General features: G+C 53.1%; 13 protein-coding genes and 1 tRNA gene. 4 read left to right on the forward strand and 10 right to left on the reverse strand.

The genetic code is table 11. The annotated features are described in order from the left end of the window. Positions 1-114: 114 nt before the first annotated feature. Positions 115-1371 carry a nucleoside permease gene (locus SK34_RS07890; RefSeq protein WP_003027130.1) on the forward strand — a complete coding sequence of 419 codons (1257 nt, stop codon included), beginning with the start codon at positions 115-117 and terminating at the stop codon, positions 1369-1371. Between the two features lie 52 nt (positions 1372-1423). On the opposite strand, the gene SK34_RS07895 is transcribed toward SK34_RS07890, so the two are convergent. Continuing rightward, positions 1424-3559, reverse strand: coding sequence for an ornithine decarboxylase (locus SK34_RS07895; RefSeq protein ID WP_048232780.1), 2136 nt, complete (start codon positions 3557-3559; stop codon positions 1424-1426). 468 nt (positions 3560-4027) lie between these two features. Here SK34_RS07895 and SK34_RS07900 point away from each other — a divergent pair, with 468 nt between their 5' ends. Together SK34_RS07900 and SK34_RS07905 are read left to right on the forward strand one after the other, a co-directional pair. After that, positions 4028-4735 carry a DUF554 domain-containing protein gene (locus SK34_RS07900; RefSeq protein ID WP_003838201.1) on the forward strand — a complete coding sequence of 236 codons (708 nt, stop codon included), beginning with the start codon at positions 4028-4030 and terminating at the stop codon, positions 4733-4735. Between the two features lie 105 nt (positions 4736-4840). Beyond that, positions 4841-4916 (forward strand) — tRNA-Phe (locus SK34_RS07905). A 109-nt stretch (positions 4917-5025) separates the two neighbouring features. Here the strand turns inward: SK34_RS07905 and gss are convergent. Both gss and SK34_RS07915 read right to left on the reverse strand, forming a co-directional pair. Continuing rightward, on the reverse strand, positions 5026-6885 hold the full coding sequence (gss, locus tag SK34_RS07910) for a bifunctional glutathionylspermidine amidase/synthase (protein WP_003838200.1): 1860 nt from the start codon (positions 6883-6885) through the stop codon (positions 5026-5028). A 153-nt stretch (positions 6886-7038) separates the two neighbouring features. After that, complete coding sequence (locus tag SK34_RS07915; protein WP_048232782.1) at positions 7039-9327, reverse strand: FdhF/YdeP family oxidoreductase; 2289 nt, start codon at positions 9325-9327, stop codon at positions 7039-7041. A 217-nt stretch (positions 9328-9544) separates the two neighbouring features. On the opposite strand from SK34_RS07915, the gene yghU reads away from it, so the two are divergent. Further along, positions 9545-10411: a glutathione-dependent disulfide-bond oxidoreductase gene (gene yghU, locus SK34_RS07920; RefSeq protein WP_016150976.1), complete on the forward strand. Its 867-nt coding sequence runs from the start codon at positions 9545-9547 to the stop codon at positions 10409-10411. A gap of 95 nt (positions 10412-10506) precedes the next feature. On the opposite strand, the gene hybG is transcribed toward yghU, so the two are convergent. From hybG to hybA, 7 genes are read right to left on the reverse strand one after another with little or no spacing between them, the layout of a single operon-like run. Further along, the gene (gene hybG, locus SK34_RS07925) at positions 10507-10755 is read right to left on the reverse strand and encodes a hydrogenase maturation factor HybG (RefSeq protein ID WP_003024459.1); all 249 of its coding nucleotides are present in this window, start codon (positions 10753-10755) and stop codon (positions 10507-10509) included. A 30-nt stretch (positions 10756-10785) separates the two neighbouring features. Continuing rightward, positions 10786-11127, reverse strand: coding sequence for a hydrogenase maturation nickel metallochaperone HypA (hypA, locus tag SK34_RS07930; RefSeq protein WP_003024462.1), 342 nt, complete (start codon positions 11125-11127; stop codon positions 10786-10788). Continuing rightward, positions 11120-11608 (reverse strand): hydrogenase-2 assembly chaperone, encoded by a 489-nt coding sequence (gene hybE / locus SK34_RS07935; protein ID WP_003024465.1) that lies wholly within the window; start codon positions 11606-11608, stop codon positions 11120-11122. Before hybE ends, hypA begins: the two co-directional genes overlap by 8 nt. Continuing rightward, the gene (locus SK34_RS07940; protein WP_016150977.1) at positions 11601-12095 is read right to left on the reverse strand and encodes a HyaD/HybD family hydrogenase maturation endopeptidase; all 495 of its coding nucleotides are present in this window, start codon (positions 12093-12095) and stop codon (positions 11601-11603) included. The genes hybE and SK34_RS07940 overlap by 8 nt, the downstream gene beginning before the upstream one ends. Then, on the reverse strand, positions 12095-13798 hold the full coding sequence (hybC, locus tag SK34_RS07945; protein ID WP_003024476.1) for a hydrogenase 2 large subunit: 1704 nt from the start codon (positions 13796-13798) through the stop codon (positions 12095-12097). Before hybC ends, SK34_RS07940 begins: the two co-directional genes overlap by 1 nt. Next, complete coding sequence (gene hybB, locus SK34_RS07950) at positions 13795-14973, reverse strand: Ni/Fe-hydrogenase cytochrome b subunit (RefSeq protein WP_003024479.1); 1179 nt, start codon at positions 14971-14973, stop codon at positions 13795-13797. The genes hybC and hybB overlap by 4 nt, the downstream gene beginning before the upstream one ends. Next, a complete protein-coding gene (gene hybA, locus SK34_RS07955) occupies positions 14963-15949 on the reverse strand; it encodes a hydrogenase 2 operon protein HybA (protein WP_003828357.1) in 987 nt (328 codons plus the stop codon). Before hybA ends, hybB begins: the two co-directional genes overlap by 11 nt. Positions 15950-15951: the final 2 nt, after the last annotated feature.

Here is a 15951-nt window from a genome sequence, read left to right on the forward strand (position 1 = left end):
ATTTGTCACAGGTAACAAAAAAAGAGTGTCCCTCGTTGATAGAATCACATCATCAAGCCCCGGCAAATGTGCCTTTTAAAACATTCATCCGCATTACGGTGTGAGGAAATTAACATGAATCTTAAGCTGCAGCTGAAAGTGCTCTCGTTTCTGCAGTTCTGCTTATGGGGTAGTTGGCTCACTACCCTCGGCTCCTATATGTTTGTCACCCTAAAATTCGATGGTGCATCCATTGGCGCAGTGTATAGCTCGCTGGGGATCGCCGCCGTGTTTATGCCTACGCTGTTAGGGATCGTGGCCGACAAATGGATCAGTGCGAAATGGGTGTACGCCATTTGTCACCTGGTCGGTGCAGCAACGCTGTTCGCCGCAGCCGAAGTCACCACCCCAGGCGCGATGTTCTTTGTGATCTTGCTTAACTCTTTGGCCTATATGCCAACGCTGGGGTTAATCAACACCATTTCTTACTATCGCCTGCAGTCAGCCGGGATGGATATCGTAACGGACTTCCCGCCAATCCGTATCTGGGGCACTATCGGCTTTATCATGGCGATGTGGGGCGTGAGCTTCTCCGGCTTCGAGCTGAGTCATATGCAGCTGTATATCGGTGCAACGCTGTCCGTTGTTTTGGCGCTGTTCACGCTGACGCTGCCGCATATTCCGGTGGCTAACCAGCAGAAAAACCAGAGCTGGTCGTCCATGCTGGGCCTGGATGCTTTCGCGCTGTTTAAAAACAAGCGCATGGCGATTTTCTTCATCTTCTCAATGATGCTGGGCGCGGAGCTGCAGATTACCAATATGTTCGGTAATACCTTCCTGCACAGCTTCGATAACAACCCGCTGTTCTCCGGTAGCTTCATCGTTGAACACGCCTCGGTGATGATGTCGATCTCGCAGATTTCCGAGACGCTGTTTATCCTGACCATCCCGTTCTTCTTGAGCCGTTACGGTATTAAGAATGTAATGCTTATCAGTATTGTGGCGTGGATGCTGCGTTTCGGCCTGTTTGCCTACGGCGATCCGACACCGTTCGGTACCGTGCTGCTGGTTCTGTCGATGATTGTTTACGGCTGCGCCTTCGACTTCTTCAACATCTCTGGCTCGGTATTCGTGGAGAAAGAAGTTCGCCCTGAAATCCGCGCTAGCGCACAGGGTATGTTCCTGATGATGACCAACGGCTTCGGTTGTATTCTGGGCGGACTGGTGAGCGGTAAAGTAGTTGAACACTATACGCTGAACGGTATTACCGACTGGCAGACCGTGTGGCTGATCTTCGCAGGTTACTCGCTGGTTCTGGCTTTTGCCTTCGTTGCGCTGTTTAAATACAAACACGTACGCGTTCCGGCAGGCACCCAAACTATCGCGCACTAACGTTTACGCAGAGAAAAGCGGGTTGCCAAAAGGTAACCCGCTTTTTTTGCGCTTACTTCACAACATATCCATACAGACGCTTAATACCATCTGCATCCGTTTCACTGTAAACACCTTGTAGCTCCGGCGAGAAGCCCGGCAGCAGGTTAACACCCTCTTCCAGCGCCAGGAAATAACGTTGCACCGCCCCGCCCCAGATTTCGCCCGGTACCACGCACAGAACGCCTGGAGGATAAGGCAGCGCACCTTCTGCCGCAACGCGACCTGCGGCATCACAAATACGCACCAGTTCGACATCACCACGGATAAAGGCGCTGTTGGCATCCTGCGGGTTCATCGCCACGGCAGGCAAACTCTCCTGTCGGAACATCGCTTTTTGCAGATCCTTCACATCAAAGCTGACGTATAAATCGTGCATCTCCTGACACAGTTCACGCAGCGTGTAATCCCGATAGCGTACCGGATACTTGTTGAAGATGGTGGGCAGCACATCTGCCAGCGGCGTATCGTCCTCAATATGCTGCTCAAACTGCGCCAGCATCGCCACCAGTTGCGCCAGTTTCTCGGTGCTTTCTGCCGGGGTCAGCAGGAACAGAATCGAGTTAAGGTCGCATTTCTCCGGAACAATGCCGTTTTCACGCAGGTAATGCGCCAGAATCGTCGCCGGAATACCAAACTCAGTATATTGCCCGGTTTGCGCATCAATGCCCGGAGTAGTTAACAACAGCTTGCAGGGATCAACGAAGTACTGGTCGCGCGCGTAGCCGGAAAAACCATGCCATTTAGCACCCGGTTCAAAGCTAAAGAAGCGGCGCTCGCTGGCAATCACCTGCGTCGGATAGCTTTCCCACGGCTTACCATCAACTACCGGAGGAATAAACGGCTGAATCATCTTACAGTGGGTAAGAATCGCTTTACGGGCCTCAATGCCCAGCGCTACACACTCCGCCCATAGCCGACGCCCGCTCTCGCCTTCATGGATTTTGGCGTTAACATCCAGCGCCGCAAACAGCGGGTAAAACGGACTAGTGGAAGCATGCAGCATAAATGCATTGTTCAGACGTTTATGCGGACAGAACCGCGCCTGACCGCGAATATGGTTATCCTTTTTGTGGATCTGCGAGGTTTGCGAGAATCCGGCCTGCTGTTTGTGTACCGATTGGGTGACAAAGATCCCCGGATCGTCAGCATTGAGCTCCAGTAGCAGCGGTGACCCATCGGCCATCATCGGAATAAATTGCTCGTAGCCAACCCAGGCAGAATCAAACAGGATGTAATCGCACAGGCTACCGATCTTGTCGATCACCTGCCGGGCGTTGTAGATCGTACCGTCATAGGTACCGAGCTGAATGATCGCCAGACGGAACGGACGCGGCTGGTCAGCCTTGTGCGGCGCAACTTCACGCAGTTGCTGGCGCAGATACGCCTCATCAAAGCAGTGCTCGTCAATGCCGCCAATAAAGCCAAACGGATTACGCGCCGCTTCCAGATAAACCGGCGTCGCACCTGCCTGGATCAGCGCACCGTGGTGGTTCGACTTATGGTTGTTGCGGTCAAACAGCACCAGATCGCCGCGCGTCAGCAGCGCATTGGTGACCACTTTATTCGCCGCAGAGGTCCCGTTCAGCACAAAGTAGGTTTTATCCGCGTGGAAAACTTTCGCGGCAAATTTCTGCGCATGTTTCGCTGATCCCTCATGAATCAGCAGATCGCCCAGCTTAACGTCAGCGTTGCACATATCCGCGCGGAACAGGTTCTCGCCAAAGAACTCATAGAAATGTCTGCCCGCCGGATGCTTCTTAAAAAACTCACCGTGCTGGTGTCCCGGGCAGGCAAACGTGCTGTTCCCCATTTCGACATACTGGGTAAGCGTGTCATAGAACGGCGGCAGCAACTCTTCCTCATACTGACAGGCAGCAGACTCCAGCTCCAGCCAGTCCTGAGCCTGACCGCAAATCACCGCGTTAACGCCCGCAGGTACATCGACATCAGACTCTGCGAACAAAAACACCGGTATATGAAAACCAGTGCGTTTCAGCAAAGCCAGGATCCCACTGCGGCTGTCCGCAACGGTAATGACGACTGCCGCGACGTCAGTAAAATCGGTGCTGTCCAGCGCAACCACCTGGCGATGGCTGGAAAGACGAGAAGCCAGTTCACCACTGGCGGCAATTTTCATTGATTTCATAAGCGCAATAACCCGTTTCGGGAAAATCAAAAGTCCCGGGCAAAGCCGCATTGCTTTGCCCACGAAATGACGGGTCAAACTGGTTACCAGCCCCGACCGCCAGACATCAGTAAAAGCAGATAGCCTCTGATCTTACTGTTATCCTGCAGTGAGCGTACGCTGCCCTCACCGCATGGTGAGAGCGTGAAGATAAGTCGCAGGAAGGGGCGAACGTCGCGCAAAAAGGCGATGTTGAAGGCGATGTAGGGGGAGTAATGTCATCCCAGGCAGCCCCATTCAGACAGGAGAAAATTCGCGCAATCATGGCACCTTTCACCTACTGGCGCAAGATAAAATCCTGTGCTTAAACCTCACAGATAAACAAGCATTTCGTCTGACAATAGCGGCATAATAATGCAATCTGAAACATAATTTCACCCAAACAGTTGCCTTTAACATCAAGACGATAATGGGTATGCAGGAGCAAACGTGGTAATCGGACCCTTTATTAATGCCAGCGCCATTTTATTAGGCGGTGTTCTCGGCGCGCTGCTCAGTCAGCACTTACCCGAACGTATTCGGATCTCAATGACCTCAATATTCGGGTTGTGCTCGTTGGGAATTGGTATCTTGTTGGTTATCAAATGCGTTAACTTGCCGGTGATGGTTCTGGCGACACTGATCGGTGCATTAATTGGCGAATTCTGCCATCTGGAAAAAGGAATCAATGCCGCGGTTGCCAAAGCGCAACAGCTTTTCACCAAATCGGATGCCAATGCAACACACGAATCCTTTATCCAAAGCTATGTGGCGATCATCGTGTTGTTTTGCGCCAGCGGGACCGGGATATTCGGGGCGATCCATGAAGGGATGACCGGCGATCCTAATATTTTAATCGCCAAGTCATTTCTCGATTTCTTCACCGCTATTATCTTCGCCTGCTCGCTAGGGATCGCCGTGTCTGCCATTTTCATACCGATGCTGGCAATTCAGTTGACGCTTGCCACCTGTGCGGCTCTGATTTTACCGCTGACAACCCCAGCCATGATGGCCGATTTCAGCGCTGTAGGCGGACTGTTGCTACTTGCAACCGGTTTGCGGATTTGTGGCATTAAAATGTTTGCGGTGGTGAATATGCTTCCTGCCCTTCTACTGGCAATGCCGCTTTCCGCAGCGTGGACGGCTTTTTTTGCCTGAGAATGCGTGCAATAGCAACAATGTGGTGATAGATTGTGCAGTCTGCATTGATTTGAAGAAATTTCGTTGACGAAACGAAGTGAATCGGGTTTAATGCGACTCGTTGCCCGGATAGCTCAGTCGGTAGAGCAGGGGATTGAAAATCCCCGTGTCCTTGGTTCGATTCCGAGTCCGGGCACCACTATTCAAAGAACCCGCCCAAAAGGCGGGTTTTTGCTTTGGAGTATTTCTAAAATTATTCCCATCAAATAACCCCGTGGTAGTAACATCACCACCACAGGGGGTTGCGATTATTCCTTCACCACAATCAGCGGTTCGATATCGCTCTCTTTTTTAATCACCAGTGATTCATCGCCGCGCAGGCAGGTACCGCCGTAGTTACCGCCTACGGTGAAGGTACAAACCTGAATATATTTACCGGCAATGTTTGGCAGACACCAAAGCTGCTGATAAATGTTCTTCTGCTCGGCAAACTTACCGCTGGTTTTATCCAGTAGCTCTTCCTGATGGCTCACCAGATCGATGTTGCTGCCACAACGTCCTGCAATGGGTTTCACCGCATAACCGGTTTGTGCCAGCTCTTCATTAACAGTGAAATCGGTATCAAGCAGATAGCGGTGGTGCGGGAATAGCTGCCAGAGGATTGGCAATATCGCTTTGTTGCCTGGGATCACCGTCCACAGAGGTTCGAAGACCAGCACTTCCGGGCGCAGCAACACGTCGATTAAACGCACTTCCTGATTCGTATGCCCGGTACGAATTGGTACCGCGGCGTACTCTGTTTCGCTGACCTCTCGCACCTGCTCAATCGCGGTTTCCCACGCCCAGGTTTTCCAGACACAGTTCACCAGGCGACCGTCACCGTCAATCAGTTGACCAGCATCATCCCAACGTAGCTCATCGAGGCCACGCAGAATTTTGCTGTCAAACCCGGCCTGACGCAGCGCCTGCTGCATAAACTGCGCGTGATAGTTTTCTTCGATATCCTTATCCTGCATGATGTGGACAAACGGACGTGCGCGGCTGTGCTTCCAGGCACCCGCCAGTTCGTTGATCAACCCTTCAGCCGGATTGTGTCCCTGCCCTGTGTAGCCCCGCTCAGCCCATCTTTCGAGAATCAAGCCAGCTTCGGTATGGCACGAGGCGGAATCGGCGTTGTACTCATACACCTTCAGTCCGCGTTCATCCATACAGAAATCCATACGACCCGTGATCATATGATGCCGGCGACGCTGCCAGGAAAGGCGCAGGCGCGGCCAGAGGATTTTCGGAATATCGAAAAGCGCCAGCAAGTTATCGTCTTTCAGCACCTTGTCGGTCGCGTGCAAGTACATCAGGTGCAGCTCGTTGGTGGCTTTGATCAGCTCCTGCTCGGCACTCTCGGTAATAGTGAAGTACTGATGCGGATCCTGATTAATCACATGCCCATTCGCCAGCACGTAGGCTTTTTGCAGCGGATCCTGTTCATCCAGCCATTTACCGTCAAACTGCCCGTTATCTTCCAGTCGCGCGCCGCCAATTTTCAGCGAGTCACTGGCGATCTCCGGCTGCGGCAGGCTGTAACGAGTATCCTCGGTCTGGATCATCCAGCCAAGGATGGTGGTGTCGTCAAAGGTATCCCGCAGGGTGTAGCAACCGTTTTCAACCACCATCTCCAGCTCGCGGGTCCACTGCTGTCCGGGAGGCAGCGGCGTATGGAGCACGTTCTGTTCGGCAATACGGATTTTGTTTTCCAGCAACTGGGTAACGACCGCCACATGCCCGGTATCTTTAAATTCGCCGCCTTTTTGCCAGATAAGCAACGCGCCTGCTACCGGTGCGCGGGGTGAACCATTGGGAAATGCCTGTAACGGCAGGATATTGTCATTCACCACTTCACGTAGGAAGCGTAAGGAGAAGATCTCCCAGGCCATGCCTACATCGGTGAAGACCACGCCATAGTTAAGGAAGAGAAAGCGGCGTGCGAACTCTACGCACTGCCATTTGTGGCCCATGTATTCGTCGTCGATATAGCTGCGAAATGCCGCATCATCGTCGTAGTCCCGTGGGTCGAGGGAGCTGTAATCTGAAGAGTAGATTGCTACGCCACCTGGGGCGTAGCCCAATAATGTCCCGAATGGGGCATCCTGACTGGTCGTTCCTTTGCTCATGCACCTTACCTCAAAACAATACAGCCTGAGCAGGTTGGCGTGAATTTTTCGCTCTGATTGCCTGCTCTGCGACACTAACCGGACAGAGGTCGACATCATCATACACCTCAACGCAGCGACTGGCGCTCAGAGGCGAAAAATTCACAACAGGAACTACACCTGGGTAAGGATTACCGGCACGCTTTTATAGGCCGGAGTCAAACTTTGTGTATCCACCGCCTCCAACGAGAGCAGGACATTCGCTTCAGGCAGATACGCGCCAATTGAGCCCGCCGCCATGTTGTAAATCACCACCGTTAAGCCGTACATGATGCGATCCGCGCAGGGCTGACCGTTGTCGTCCAGCGCCTGAACGTTGACCACATCACCCTGGCTCAGACCGCGGCTCATCGCTTCTTCGGCGCTTAAAAACACCACATCCCGACGACCGGTAATGCCACGATAGCGATCGTTCATACCATAAATCGTGGTGTTGTACTGATCGTGGCTGCGGAGCGTCGCCAGTATCAGCGTATCGGCAGGCTGATTTTCCCGCTCTACCGCCCGCTGATGGCTGACGATAAAATTGGCTTTGCCATTCTCCGTTCGCCATTCACGGCGCGAAGCAGGCATATCCATACGAAATCCGCCCGGCTCGGCAATACGTGCGTTGTAGTCGTGGAACGCCGGGATCACGGCTTCAATGGCATTACGGATCAGCGCGTAGTCCCCGGTCAACGCTTCCCAGTTTACCGGCGAAAGCGGCAGCGTTGCGCGCGCCATGCCCGCCACAATCGCGGGCTCGGATTTTAGCCAGCGGGAAGCCGGCTTCAGCGCGCCACAGGACGCGTGGACCATCGACATTGAGTCTTCGACGGTCACAGACTGAATGCCCGTAGCTTGCAGATCGCGCTCGGTTCTACCCAACGCGGGGAGCAAATAGTTGTGTTTTGCCAGCAGCAGGTGTGATCTGTTCAGTTTGGTCGCCACATGGACCTGCAGATCCAGATTTTTCATCGCCGCAAAGGTACGCTGCGGCTGGGGCATCGCCACCGCCAGATTGCCACCCATGCAGATGAGTGCTTTTGCATCGCCCCGCTCGATGGCCCGAATACTCTCCACGCTGGAACGACCATGTTTGCGCGGAACACGGATAGAAAAATACGTCTCAAGGCGTTGCAGGAAATCTTCGGACGCCGCTTCGTTGATTCCCACAGAACGATCGCCCTGCACATTAGAATGACCGCGCAACGGGCAGATCCCCGCCCCAGGCTTACCTATATTGCCTTTCAGCAGCAGCAGGTTTACCAGTTGCTGGACGTTCTCAGTGCCGTTTTTATGCTGGGTGATGCCCAGGCCGTAACAAACAATCGTGGCGCGGGATTTACTGTAACTGTGCGCCAGATCTTCCATCTGACTGCGCGTCAGACCCGAGTCCTGTTCCAGCTCCGCCCAGCTACGCTGGCGTAAGTCATCATACAACGCGGCATATCCAGCGGTATGCTCTTCGATAAACGCATGATCGAGCGTCGGCTGCTGATCCAATAAGATCCGCGCTTCGTCCATTTCGATTAGCGCTTTCATGATGCCTTTGAGCAGCGAAGCGTCACCGCCAATTTTTACCTGGTAGTAGTCGTTGCTCAGCGCCGTCGCCTGACCAGTGAACATCTCTTTCGCGCTTTGCGGGAAGCTAAAGCGCTCAAGCCCCCTTTCGTTCAGCGGATTAATGGAGATAATTTTAGCCCCGCGTTTGGCAACGTCGCGTAAGGTGGTCAGCATGCGCGGATGGTTAGTGCCAGGGTTATGCCCGATACAAATCACCAGATCGCAGTGGTCAAAGTCCTCAAGTTCAACGGTTCCTTTTCCAAGGCCAATGGCCGGCGTTAGCCCTGCGCTGGTCGGTCCGTGACACATGTTTGAGCAATCAGGGAAGTTGCTGCTGCCATATTCGCGGGCAAACAGCTGATACAAGAACGCTGCCTCATTTGACGTTCTGCCGGAGGTGTAAAACTCAACCTGTTGTGCTGAATCATAGCTGCGCAGACGCTCGCCGATCTCCTGGAAGGCGATATCCCAATCCACCGCCTGCCAGGTATCTGATGCGGCATCGTATTTCATTGGATGCGTCAAACGACCGATATTTTCCAGTTCATAATCGCTGTAATGCCAGAGTGTAGAAACCGGATGACGGCTGAAAAATTCCGGTGACGCTTTCTTGTTGGTTGTCTCCCAGGAGACCGCCTTAACGCCATTTTCGCACAGCTCCATCGGTGCCCGATGGCCAGGGTCTGGCCACGCACAGCCCGGACAGTCGAACCCTTTCACCTGGTTCATTTTAAACATCGCGATAATGTCGCGGGCGACAGCCTTTTGCGAAAACAGCGAAGCAGTGACGGCTTTTACCGCGCCCCACCCACCCGCCGGGCCCTGATAACCGCTTACTCCTGGAACACCCTTTTTCATTATTACTGCTTATTCACCGCCAATTTTTGATGGTGAATACGGTAGCAATTTCCGTGTAACAATGATTTCCTCTTCATGGAGTACGGGCCAGGTACAATGAACGGGTTAGATTTATCTTCCCCTTTCAGCACAAAACGGCATAAAGTCCCAATCTGTTAAATTGAGTTCTACCTGGCTGCTACACTGCATCAAACAACCACTCAGAAGGCAGGTCACTATGTCAGACAATACCTATCAGCCCGCGAAAGTCTGGACGTGGGAAAAATCGAACGGCGGCGCATTCGCCAATATCAACCGCCCTGTTTCCGGCGCTACACACGAGAAAACGCTGCCGGTTGGCAAGCATCCGCTGCAGCTCTATTCGCTGGGTACGCCAAACGGGCAGAAAGTGACGATTATGCTGGAGGAGTTGCTGGCGCAGGGCGTGAAGGGCGCGGAATACGATGCCTGGATTATCCGCATCGGCGATGGAGATCAGTTTTCCAGCGGCTTTGTTGAGGTGAATCCGAACTCGAAGATCCCGGCACTGCGTGACCACTCGCAAAACCCACCGGTTCGCGTATTTGAATCTGGCGCAATCCTACTCTATCTGGCGGAAAAATATGGTTATTTCTTGCCGCAGGATTTGGCAAAACGTACTGAAACGCTAAACTGGTTGTTCTGGTTACAGGGTGCTGCCCCGTTCCTTGGCGGTGGCTTTGGTCACTTCTATAATTATGCGCCGGTTAAAATTGAATACGCGATTAATCGCTTCACCATGGAAGCCAAGCGCTTACTTGACGTGTTGGATAAACAGTTAGCGCAGCATCAGTTTGTCGCCGGAGATGAATACACCATTGCCGATATGGCAGTCTGGCCGTGGTTTGGCAATGTGGTTCTGGGTAACGTGTACGACGCGGCAGAGTTCCTTGATGCAGGAAGCTACAAGCACGTGCAGCGCTGGGCAAAAGAGATTGCGGCGCGTCCGGCGGTTAAGCGTGGTCGTATTGTGAACCGCACCAACGGACCTCTGAACGAGCAGCTTCATGAACGCCATGAAGCCAGCGACTTCGATACCAATACCGAAGATAAGCGCCAGGCTTAAAATGCCTGATGGCGACGCCGGGGCGTCTTATCAGGCCTACAAAGATGTCATGCCGTAGGTCGGATAAGGCGTTTGCGCCGCCATCCGGCACAAAATCACGCGCTGGTGACGTCGTACTCCATACGGCGAAGTGCGTCTAACGTGGCTTTAGCTTCATCTTCATCAATGATGCTCATGGCGAACCCTACGTGCACCAGCACCCACTGCCCGACCAGCTCAGCCGTATCACCTTCACAAATCAGGGCAATATTGACATCACGTTTGATGCCGCACACTTCAACCTGCGCAAGCTGGTGAATATCTTCACCAACGGCCAGAACCTGACCAGGGACTCCAATACACATATCTGACTCCGCCCCATAGCAACCTATGGGTTATTCGACTTCAATACTTTTCACTTTCAGTGAATCGCCCGCATCAACTCGCAGACGATCCCCCTGACAATGTGGACACTGCGCATCATGCTGGGTGATTTCCACAACCTGACTGCAATCCCAGCACCATGCCTGGGCTGGCTTGTAATCAATATGCAGCTCACACCCTTGCGCCAGCGTCCCCTGACAGACGATGTCGAAACTGAAACGCACGGCGCTCTCTTCAACGCAGGAGAGCGCCCCGATTTCCAGCCAAACGCCGGTTACACGTTTGACACCGTGCTGCTCTGCCTGCTGTTGAACAATCTCAACCGCGCTCTGACAAAGGGACAGCTCATGCATTTTCGCAGTTCCGACGACCCAGCAGCAGCGCGCGGCGATTGAGCTGCGGCGCATTTGGATCGCTCACCGGCAGCGATAACAGCATTCGCGCACAATCGTCAGTCAGGCGCACACCTTCTTGCGCAGACATGCTGTGCGAAAGCGGCGACATCAGTGAACAGGAAAGGTATTGTGATACGCCCTCCAGTTCACCAACGGTAAAGGTCATCTCGCCATACGGCAGACGCAGCCCGATTTTTTCGCTGACTTTACGTACCGGCCAGACCTGGTCTGGTCCAGGGAAAATCAGTGCGCTGAGCATCCAGGGTGTGATAACACACCCCGTCCACTGCCCTTCAAACAGCGTAAAATCAGAGACATATACCGGCATATTCGGGTGCAAGAAAGAGAGATCGTGCATCGAACGCCGGGCAACCTCTTCAAACGCTGCCTGAATCTGCATCTTCGGGGCCGTCTGAAAACCGACAAACTCCTCAGACATGAGCCGCCTCCCGAGGGATCGCTTCAACACCTGATTCGCTAAGCGCAGCAAGAACCTGCTCAAGCGCAGGTTCAATCATCGCTTCGACCGTTGGCGTTAGCCCGATATGCGGCTCCAGTGATTCCGGAATAATGCCGACTAACGTCAGCTTTTTCGGAAACTCTCCGGTGAAACGCAGGGCCGACAAAACGTCGGCCAGGCCAAGCTGGTGCGGAGAGATTTTGTTGGTAAACAGCGCCGGGATCTCTTCATCCCGCAGGACCATCATCGTTCCTGGCGTGTTTTTCTTCGACACAATGGCGTCAGCAATGATCAGATGATCTCTGTTCGCCATATCGCCGAGAAGCTCCATCCCAGCCGTACCACCGTCCAGAACATCAACAAAGTCTGGCAGGATGTACCGTTGCTCTAATGCCTCAACGATACGTACTCCGATGGCTTCGTCGGTCAGCAAAATATTGCCGACCCCTAAGACTAATATCCGCATTACAGAACCTTAACTGAGACCACTTCGTTCCCGTCAACGTCCACCACATGCACCGCACATGACATACAAGGATCGAAGGAGTGAATGGTACGAACCACTTCCAGCGGTTTGTTTGGATCGGCAATCGGCGTACCTACCAGCGAGCGCTCATACGGTCCCACTTCATCATTAAAGTTACGTGGGCCAGAGTTCCAGGTTGACGGTACAACCGCCTGGTAGTTGCTGATAATGCCATCTTTAATCACCATCCAGTGAGACAGCATACCGCGCGGCGCTTCGAGGAAACCAACACCTTTGAATTCGCCCGTTGCCGGAATATCCGGTTTCACGAAGGTGGTGTGGTCGCCTTTACCGATGTTCACGATCAGCGCGTTGTACTGATCCTGCAGAACGTTCTGCAGTTCACAGCAGTGAACGGTACGGCCAATAATACGACCCAGCGTAGAGTGCAGCTGAGACACTTCGATAGTTTTACCGGTCAGCTTGGTGTAAATCGCGATGATTTCATTCAGCTTGGCATGAGTAGACTCGCGTTTGGCCGCCAGTTTACACAGCATGTTGGCCAGCGGACCCACTTCAACCGTTTTACCATAGAAGGTCGGTGCTTTAACCCAGGAGTACTTGCCGTCATCTGACCAACCGGTGTAATCAGGAACCGTTGTGCCTTCCCACGGAGCCTGCGGCGCTTCGTCTTTGTACCACGCGTGTTTCGCACTCTCCTGAATCCCTTTGATCAGGTACTCATCGGAGTGAGAGGTGATCGGACGATAGGTCGACAGATCTTCATTAGTAATGTAACCACCCGGGAACAGGAAGCTGCCGTTTTTACCGTCAGTCGGGAATTCCGGCGCGCTCAGGTAGTTAACCGCGCCCTGACCACGTTCCAGCCATTCAGGGTAGAACGCAGCAATGACTGCGGTATCAACCTTGTAAACCTGCTCAACGAAGTCGCTCAGCTTATCAATGAATGACTTGATGTACATCAGGCGTTCAAGGTTCAGCACGCCAAGACCGTCGAGGTTAATCGGGTTAGCAACCCCACCTACCGCCAGGTTCTGGATGTGCGGCGTTTTACCACCCAACAGCGCCACAACGCGGTTGGCATCACGCTGGCATTCCAGCGCCTGCAGATAGTGAGCGACCGCAATCAGGTTCACTTCCGGCGGCAGTTGCATTGCCGGGTGCCCCCAGCAACCGTTAGCAAAAATGCCTAACTGACCGCTGGCAACAAGATCTTTGATCTTGTTCTGAACCTTGGTGAACTCTTCTGCGCTGTTCAGGTGCCAGGAGGACACGCCGTTCAGCATGGCAGATGCTTTCGCTGGGTCAGCTTTCAGGGCAGAGGTGATATCCACCCAGTCCAGCGCAGACAGCTGATAGAAGTGAACAATGTGGTCATGCGTGGTGTGCGCGGCCAGAATGATGTTACGGATATACTGTGCGTTCACCGGAACATCAATATTCAGCGCACTTTCTGCTGCACGAACGGAAGAGATAGCGTGAGTGGTCGTACAAACGCCACAGATACGCTGCACAATCATCCAGGCATCGCGCGGATCGCGGTTTTTCACGATCTCTTCCATGCCGCGCCACATGGTACCGGAAGCCCATGCTTTAGATACCACGCCATTTTCGATTTCGCAGTCGATGCGTAAATGACCCTCAATACGGGTTACCGGATCAATAGTAATTCTCTGGCTCATGCTTTGCTCGCCTCATGACGATTTTGATCGTTTTGTTTTAAAGGAGGAAGTATCGGCAGTAGACGAATGAGTACGATGTATGCACAAATCTCAATAGCCACAAAACCAATAGAAATCAACAGTTCTTCCCAGGTCGGGAAGTAGTGGTAGCCACCACCAGGATTGAACGCCACCAGCGAATAGGACAGACGCCATGTTGCACAACCCAGCAATGCGCTCAGCGCAGACAGATACAGCATGCGCGAGTCATTACGCAGCTTAGTGACGCGCAGCACCACCAGCGGGAAGACCATCAGCACGACCTCAAGCCAGAACATGGCTGAGTAGAAATCGCCTGCAAACGCATACGACAGCTTGTCGCGATAGATCAGTTCGCCAAAGCGCAGAACCACGAAAATCGCCAGCAGCACGCTGATGGTGTTCGTCAGCTTGATGAACAAACTTTTCTCGTCCGGACCGTTACCTTTCAGACCCGCTTGTACCAGTGAGCCTTCAAAGATGACGATCGAGAAGCCCATAATAAAGGCGGTTAATACCGAGAAAAGCGGCAACATTTCATAAGCTTGCCAAAGCGGATGCACCTTATAACCCGCAGAAATCATCAATGAACCCATTGAAGACTGGTGCATGGTTGGCAGCAGCGCGCCGAGGGCAATAACAAAGAACATCACTTTATTCAAACGCTTGAGAGAAACTTTCCACCCCAGACGTTCAAACAGAGCCGGAGCAAATTCCAGCGCCATGATGCCGATATAGATGGTCATACAGACCGCCGTTTCGAACAGTACCGAATTCACGTTGAAGTGACCCGGAATGTAGAAATACGGCAGGTTCCAGTAACGACCGACGTCGATGGTGATTGACAGACCACCCAGCGAGTAGCCAAACAGGCTCGCCAACAGCGCCGGACGTACCAGCGGATGGTATTGTCCTCTGTTGAAAACATACACCGCCCACGCCAGCGCCCAACCGCCGCACGCAAAGCCAGTACCAATCAACAGGTCAAACGCGATCCATACACCCCATGGGAAACCGCCGTTCAGATCGGAGACTGAGCCCAATCCGAAGACCAGACGTTTCACGATCAGGAGCATACACAGGACGATAAGCGGCCCAAAAATAATGACCGGTTTGCTGATTATTTTTCCGCCCAGCGGTTTAGGATCATGACTCATGATCGTCTCCTCCATCGTGATGGTCGTTTTTCGTGTTACGACGAACCAGCACGGTTAAGCCCGCCAGCGCAGCCAGGGGTAATATCATGCCCTTGTACAGGGAATGTTGAACATGTTCGGAACGCGCACCAGTTGAAAGATCATCCAGCTTCGGCAGATCCAAATCCTCGTAAGGAACACCCGTCAGCACCATAACCTGCGTACCACCACCTTCTTTCTCACCGTATAGGTGTGGGTAGTACTTCGGTACCGTATGCAGATAGGTATCGCCTGCTTTCACCGTTTGACGCGGATAGTGGTATTCGCTGCCAGGCTTCAGCGCGAGACGTTTTTTCGCCTCAGCCATCAGCTCTTCACGGGTACCAAAAATCACCGCACCGGCTGGGCACACTTCAACACAACCCGGCAAACCGCCTTTGTCCAGACGCTCAACGCCTTTCTGGTTACACAGTTCACATTTGTGAAGCGCACCAAACGGGTTGTTGTAGTCGTACTTAGGCACGTTGTACGGGCAGGCGACCATGCAGTAACGACAGCCCGTGCAGACGTCTTTGTCATAATGGACGATGCCGGTTTTCGGATCTTTCTTCAGCGCGGAGACCGGGCAAACGGAAACGCAGTTCGGATCAACACAGTGCATGCACTGTTTCTTGATGTATGCGTAGCCATTTTCTTCCTGGTCTTTGTTCACGCCTGTTCCGCTACGCCACACCTGGATGATGTTATTGGTATACGGAGACAGTTTGTCGTTGTTCGACCAGGTTTGCTCGCCTTCCGGGTTACGGGCCGGGAAGTTGATATCCTGACACTTGGTGACACAGGCCTGGCAGCCTACGCACAGCGTCGAGTCATAGAGCATCCCAAGAGAACCCGGGATCGGCGGACGGTTTTCTGCAGCCGCATGACTGATGGACGGCGCTGCGCCCAACAGCAATGCCCCGCTGGAGGCTGCTTTAATAAAGTTACGTCTGTTCACGG

Source organism: Citrobacter sp. MGH104 (genome assembly GCF_001034485.1).
GTDB lineage: Bacteria > Pseudomonadota > Gammaproteobacteria > Enterobacterales > Enterobacteriaceae > Citrobacter > Citrobacter freundii.

Excerpts from the sequence above, each read along its gene's own strand:
- SK34_RS07890 (WP_003027130.1), top strand. The coding sequence starts at position 115 with ATGAATCTTAAGCTGCAGCTGAAAGTGCTCTCGTTTCTGCAGTTCTGC.
- SK34_RS07895 (WP_048232780.1), bottom strand. The coding sequence starts at position 3,559 with ATGAAATCAATGAAAATTGCCGCCAGTGGTGAACTGGCTTCTCGTCTT.
- gss (WP_003838200.1), bottom strand. The coding sequence starts at position 6,885 with ATGAGCAAAGGAACGACCAGTCAGGATGCCCCATTCGGGACATTATTG.
- SK34_RS07915 (WP_048232782.1), bottom strand. The coding sequence starts at position 9,327 with ATGAAAAAGGGTGTTCCAGGAGTAAGCGGTTATCAGGGCCCGGCGGGT.
- yghU (WP_016150976.1), top strand. The coding sequence starts at position 9,545 with ATGTCAGACAATACCTATCAGCCCGCGAAAGTCTGGACGTGGGAAAAA.
- hybG (WP_003024459.1), bottom strand. The coding sequence starts at position 10,755 with ATGTGTATTGGAGTCCCTGGTCAGGTTCTGGCCGTTGGTGAAGATATT.
- hypA (WP_003024462.1), bottom strand. The coding sequence starts at position 11,127 with ATGCATGAGCTGTCCCTTTGTCAGAGCGCGGTTGAGATTGTTCAACAG.
- hybE (WP_003024465.1), bottom strand. The coding sequence starts at position 11,608 with ATGTCTGAGGAGTTTGTCGGTTTTCAGACGGCCCCGAAGATGCAGATT.
- SK34_RS07940 (WP_016150977.1), bottom strand. The coding sequence starts at position 12,095 with ATGCGGATATTAGTCTTAGGGGTCGGCAATATTTTGCTGACCGACGAA.
- hybC (WP_003024476.1), bottom strand. The coding sequence starts at position 13,798 with ATGAGCCAGAGAATTACTATTGATCCGGTAACCCGTATTGAGGGTCAT.
- hybB (WP_003024479.1), bottom strand. The coding sequence starts at position 14,973 with ATGAGTCATGATCCTAAACCGCTGGGCGGAAAAATAATCAGCAAACCG.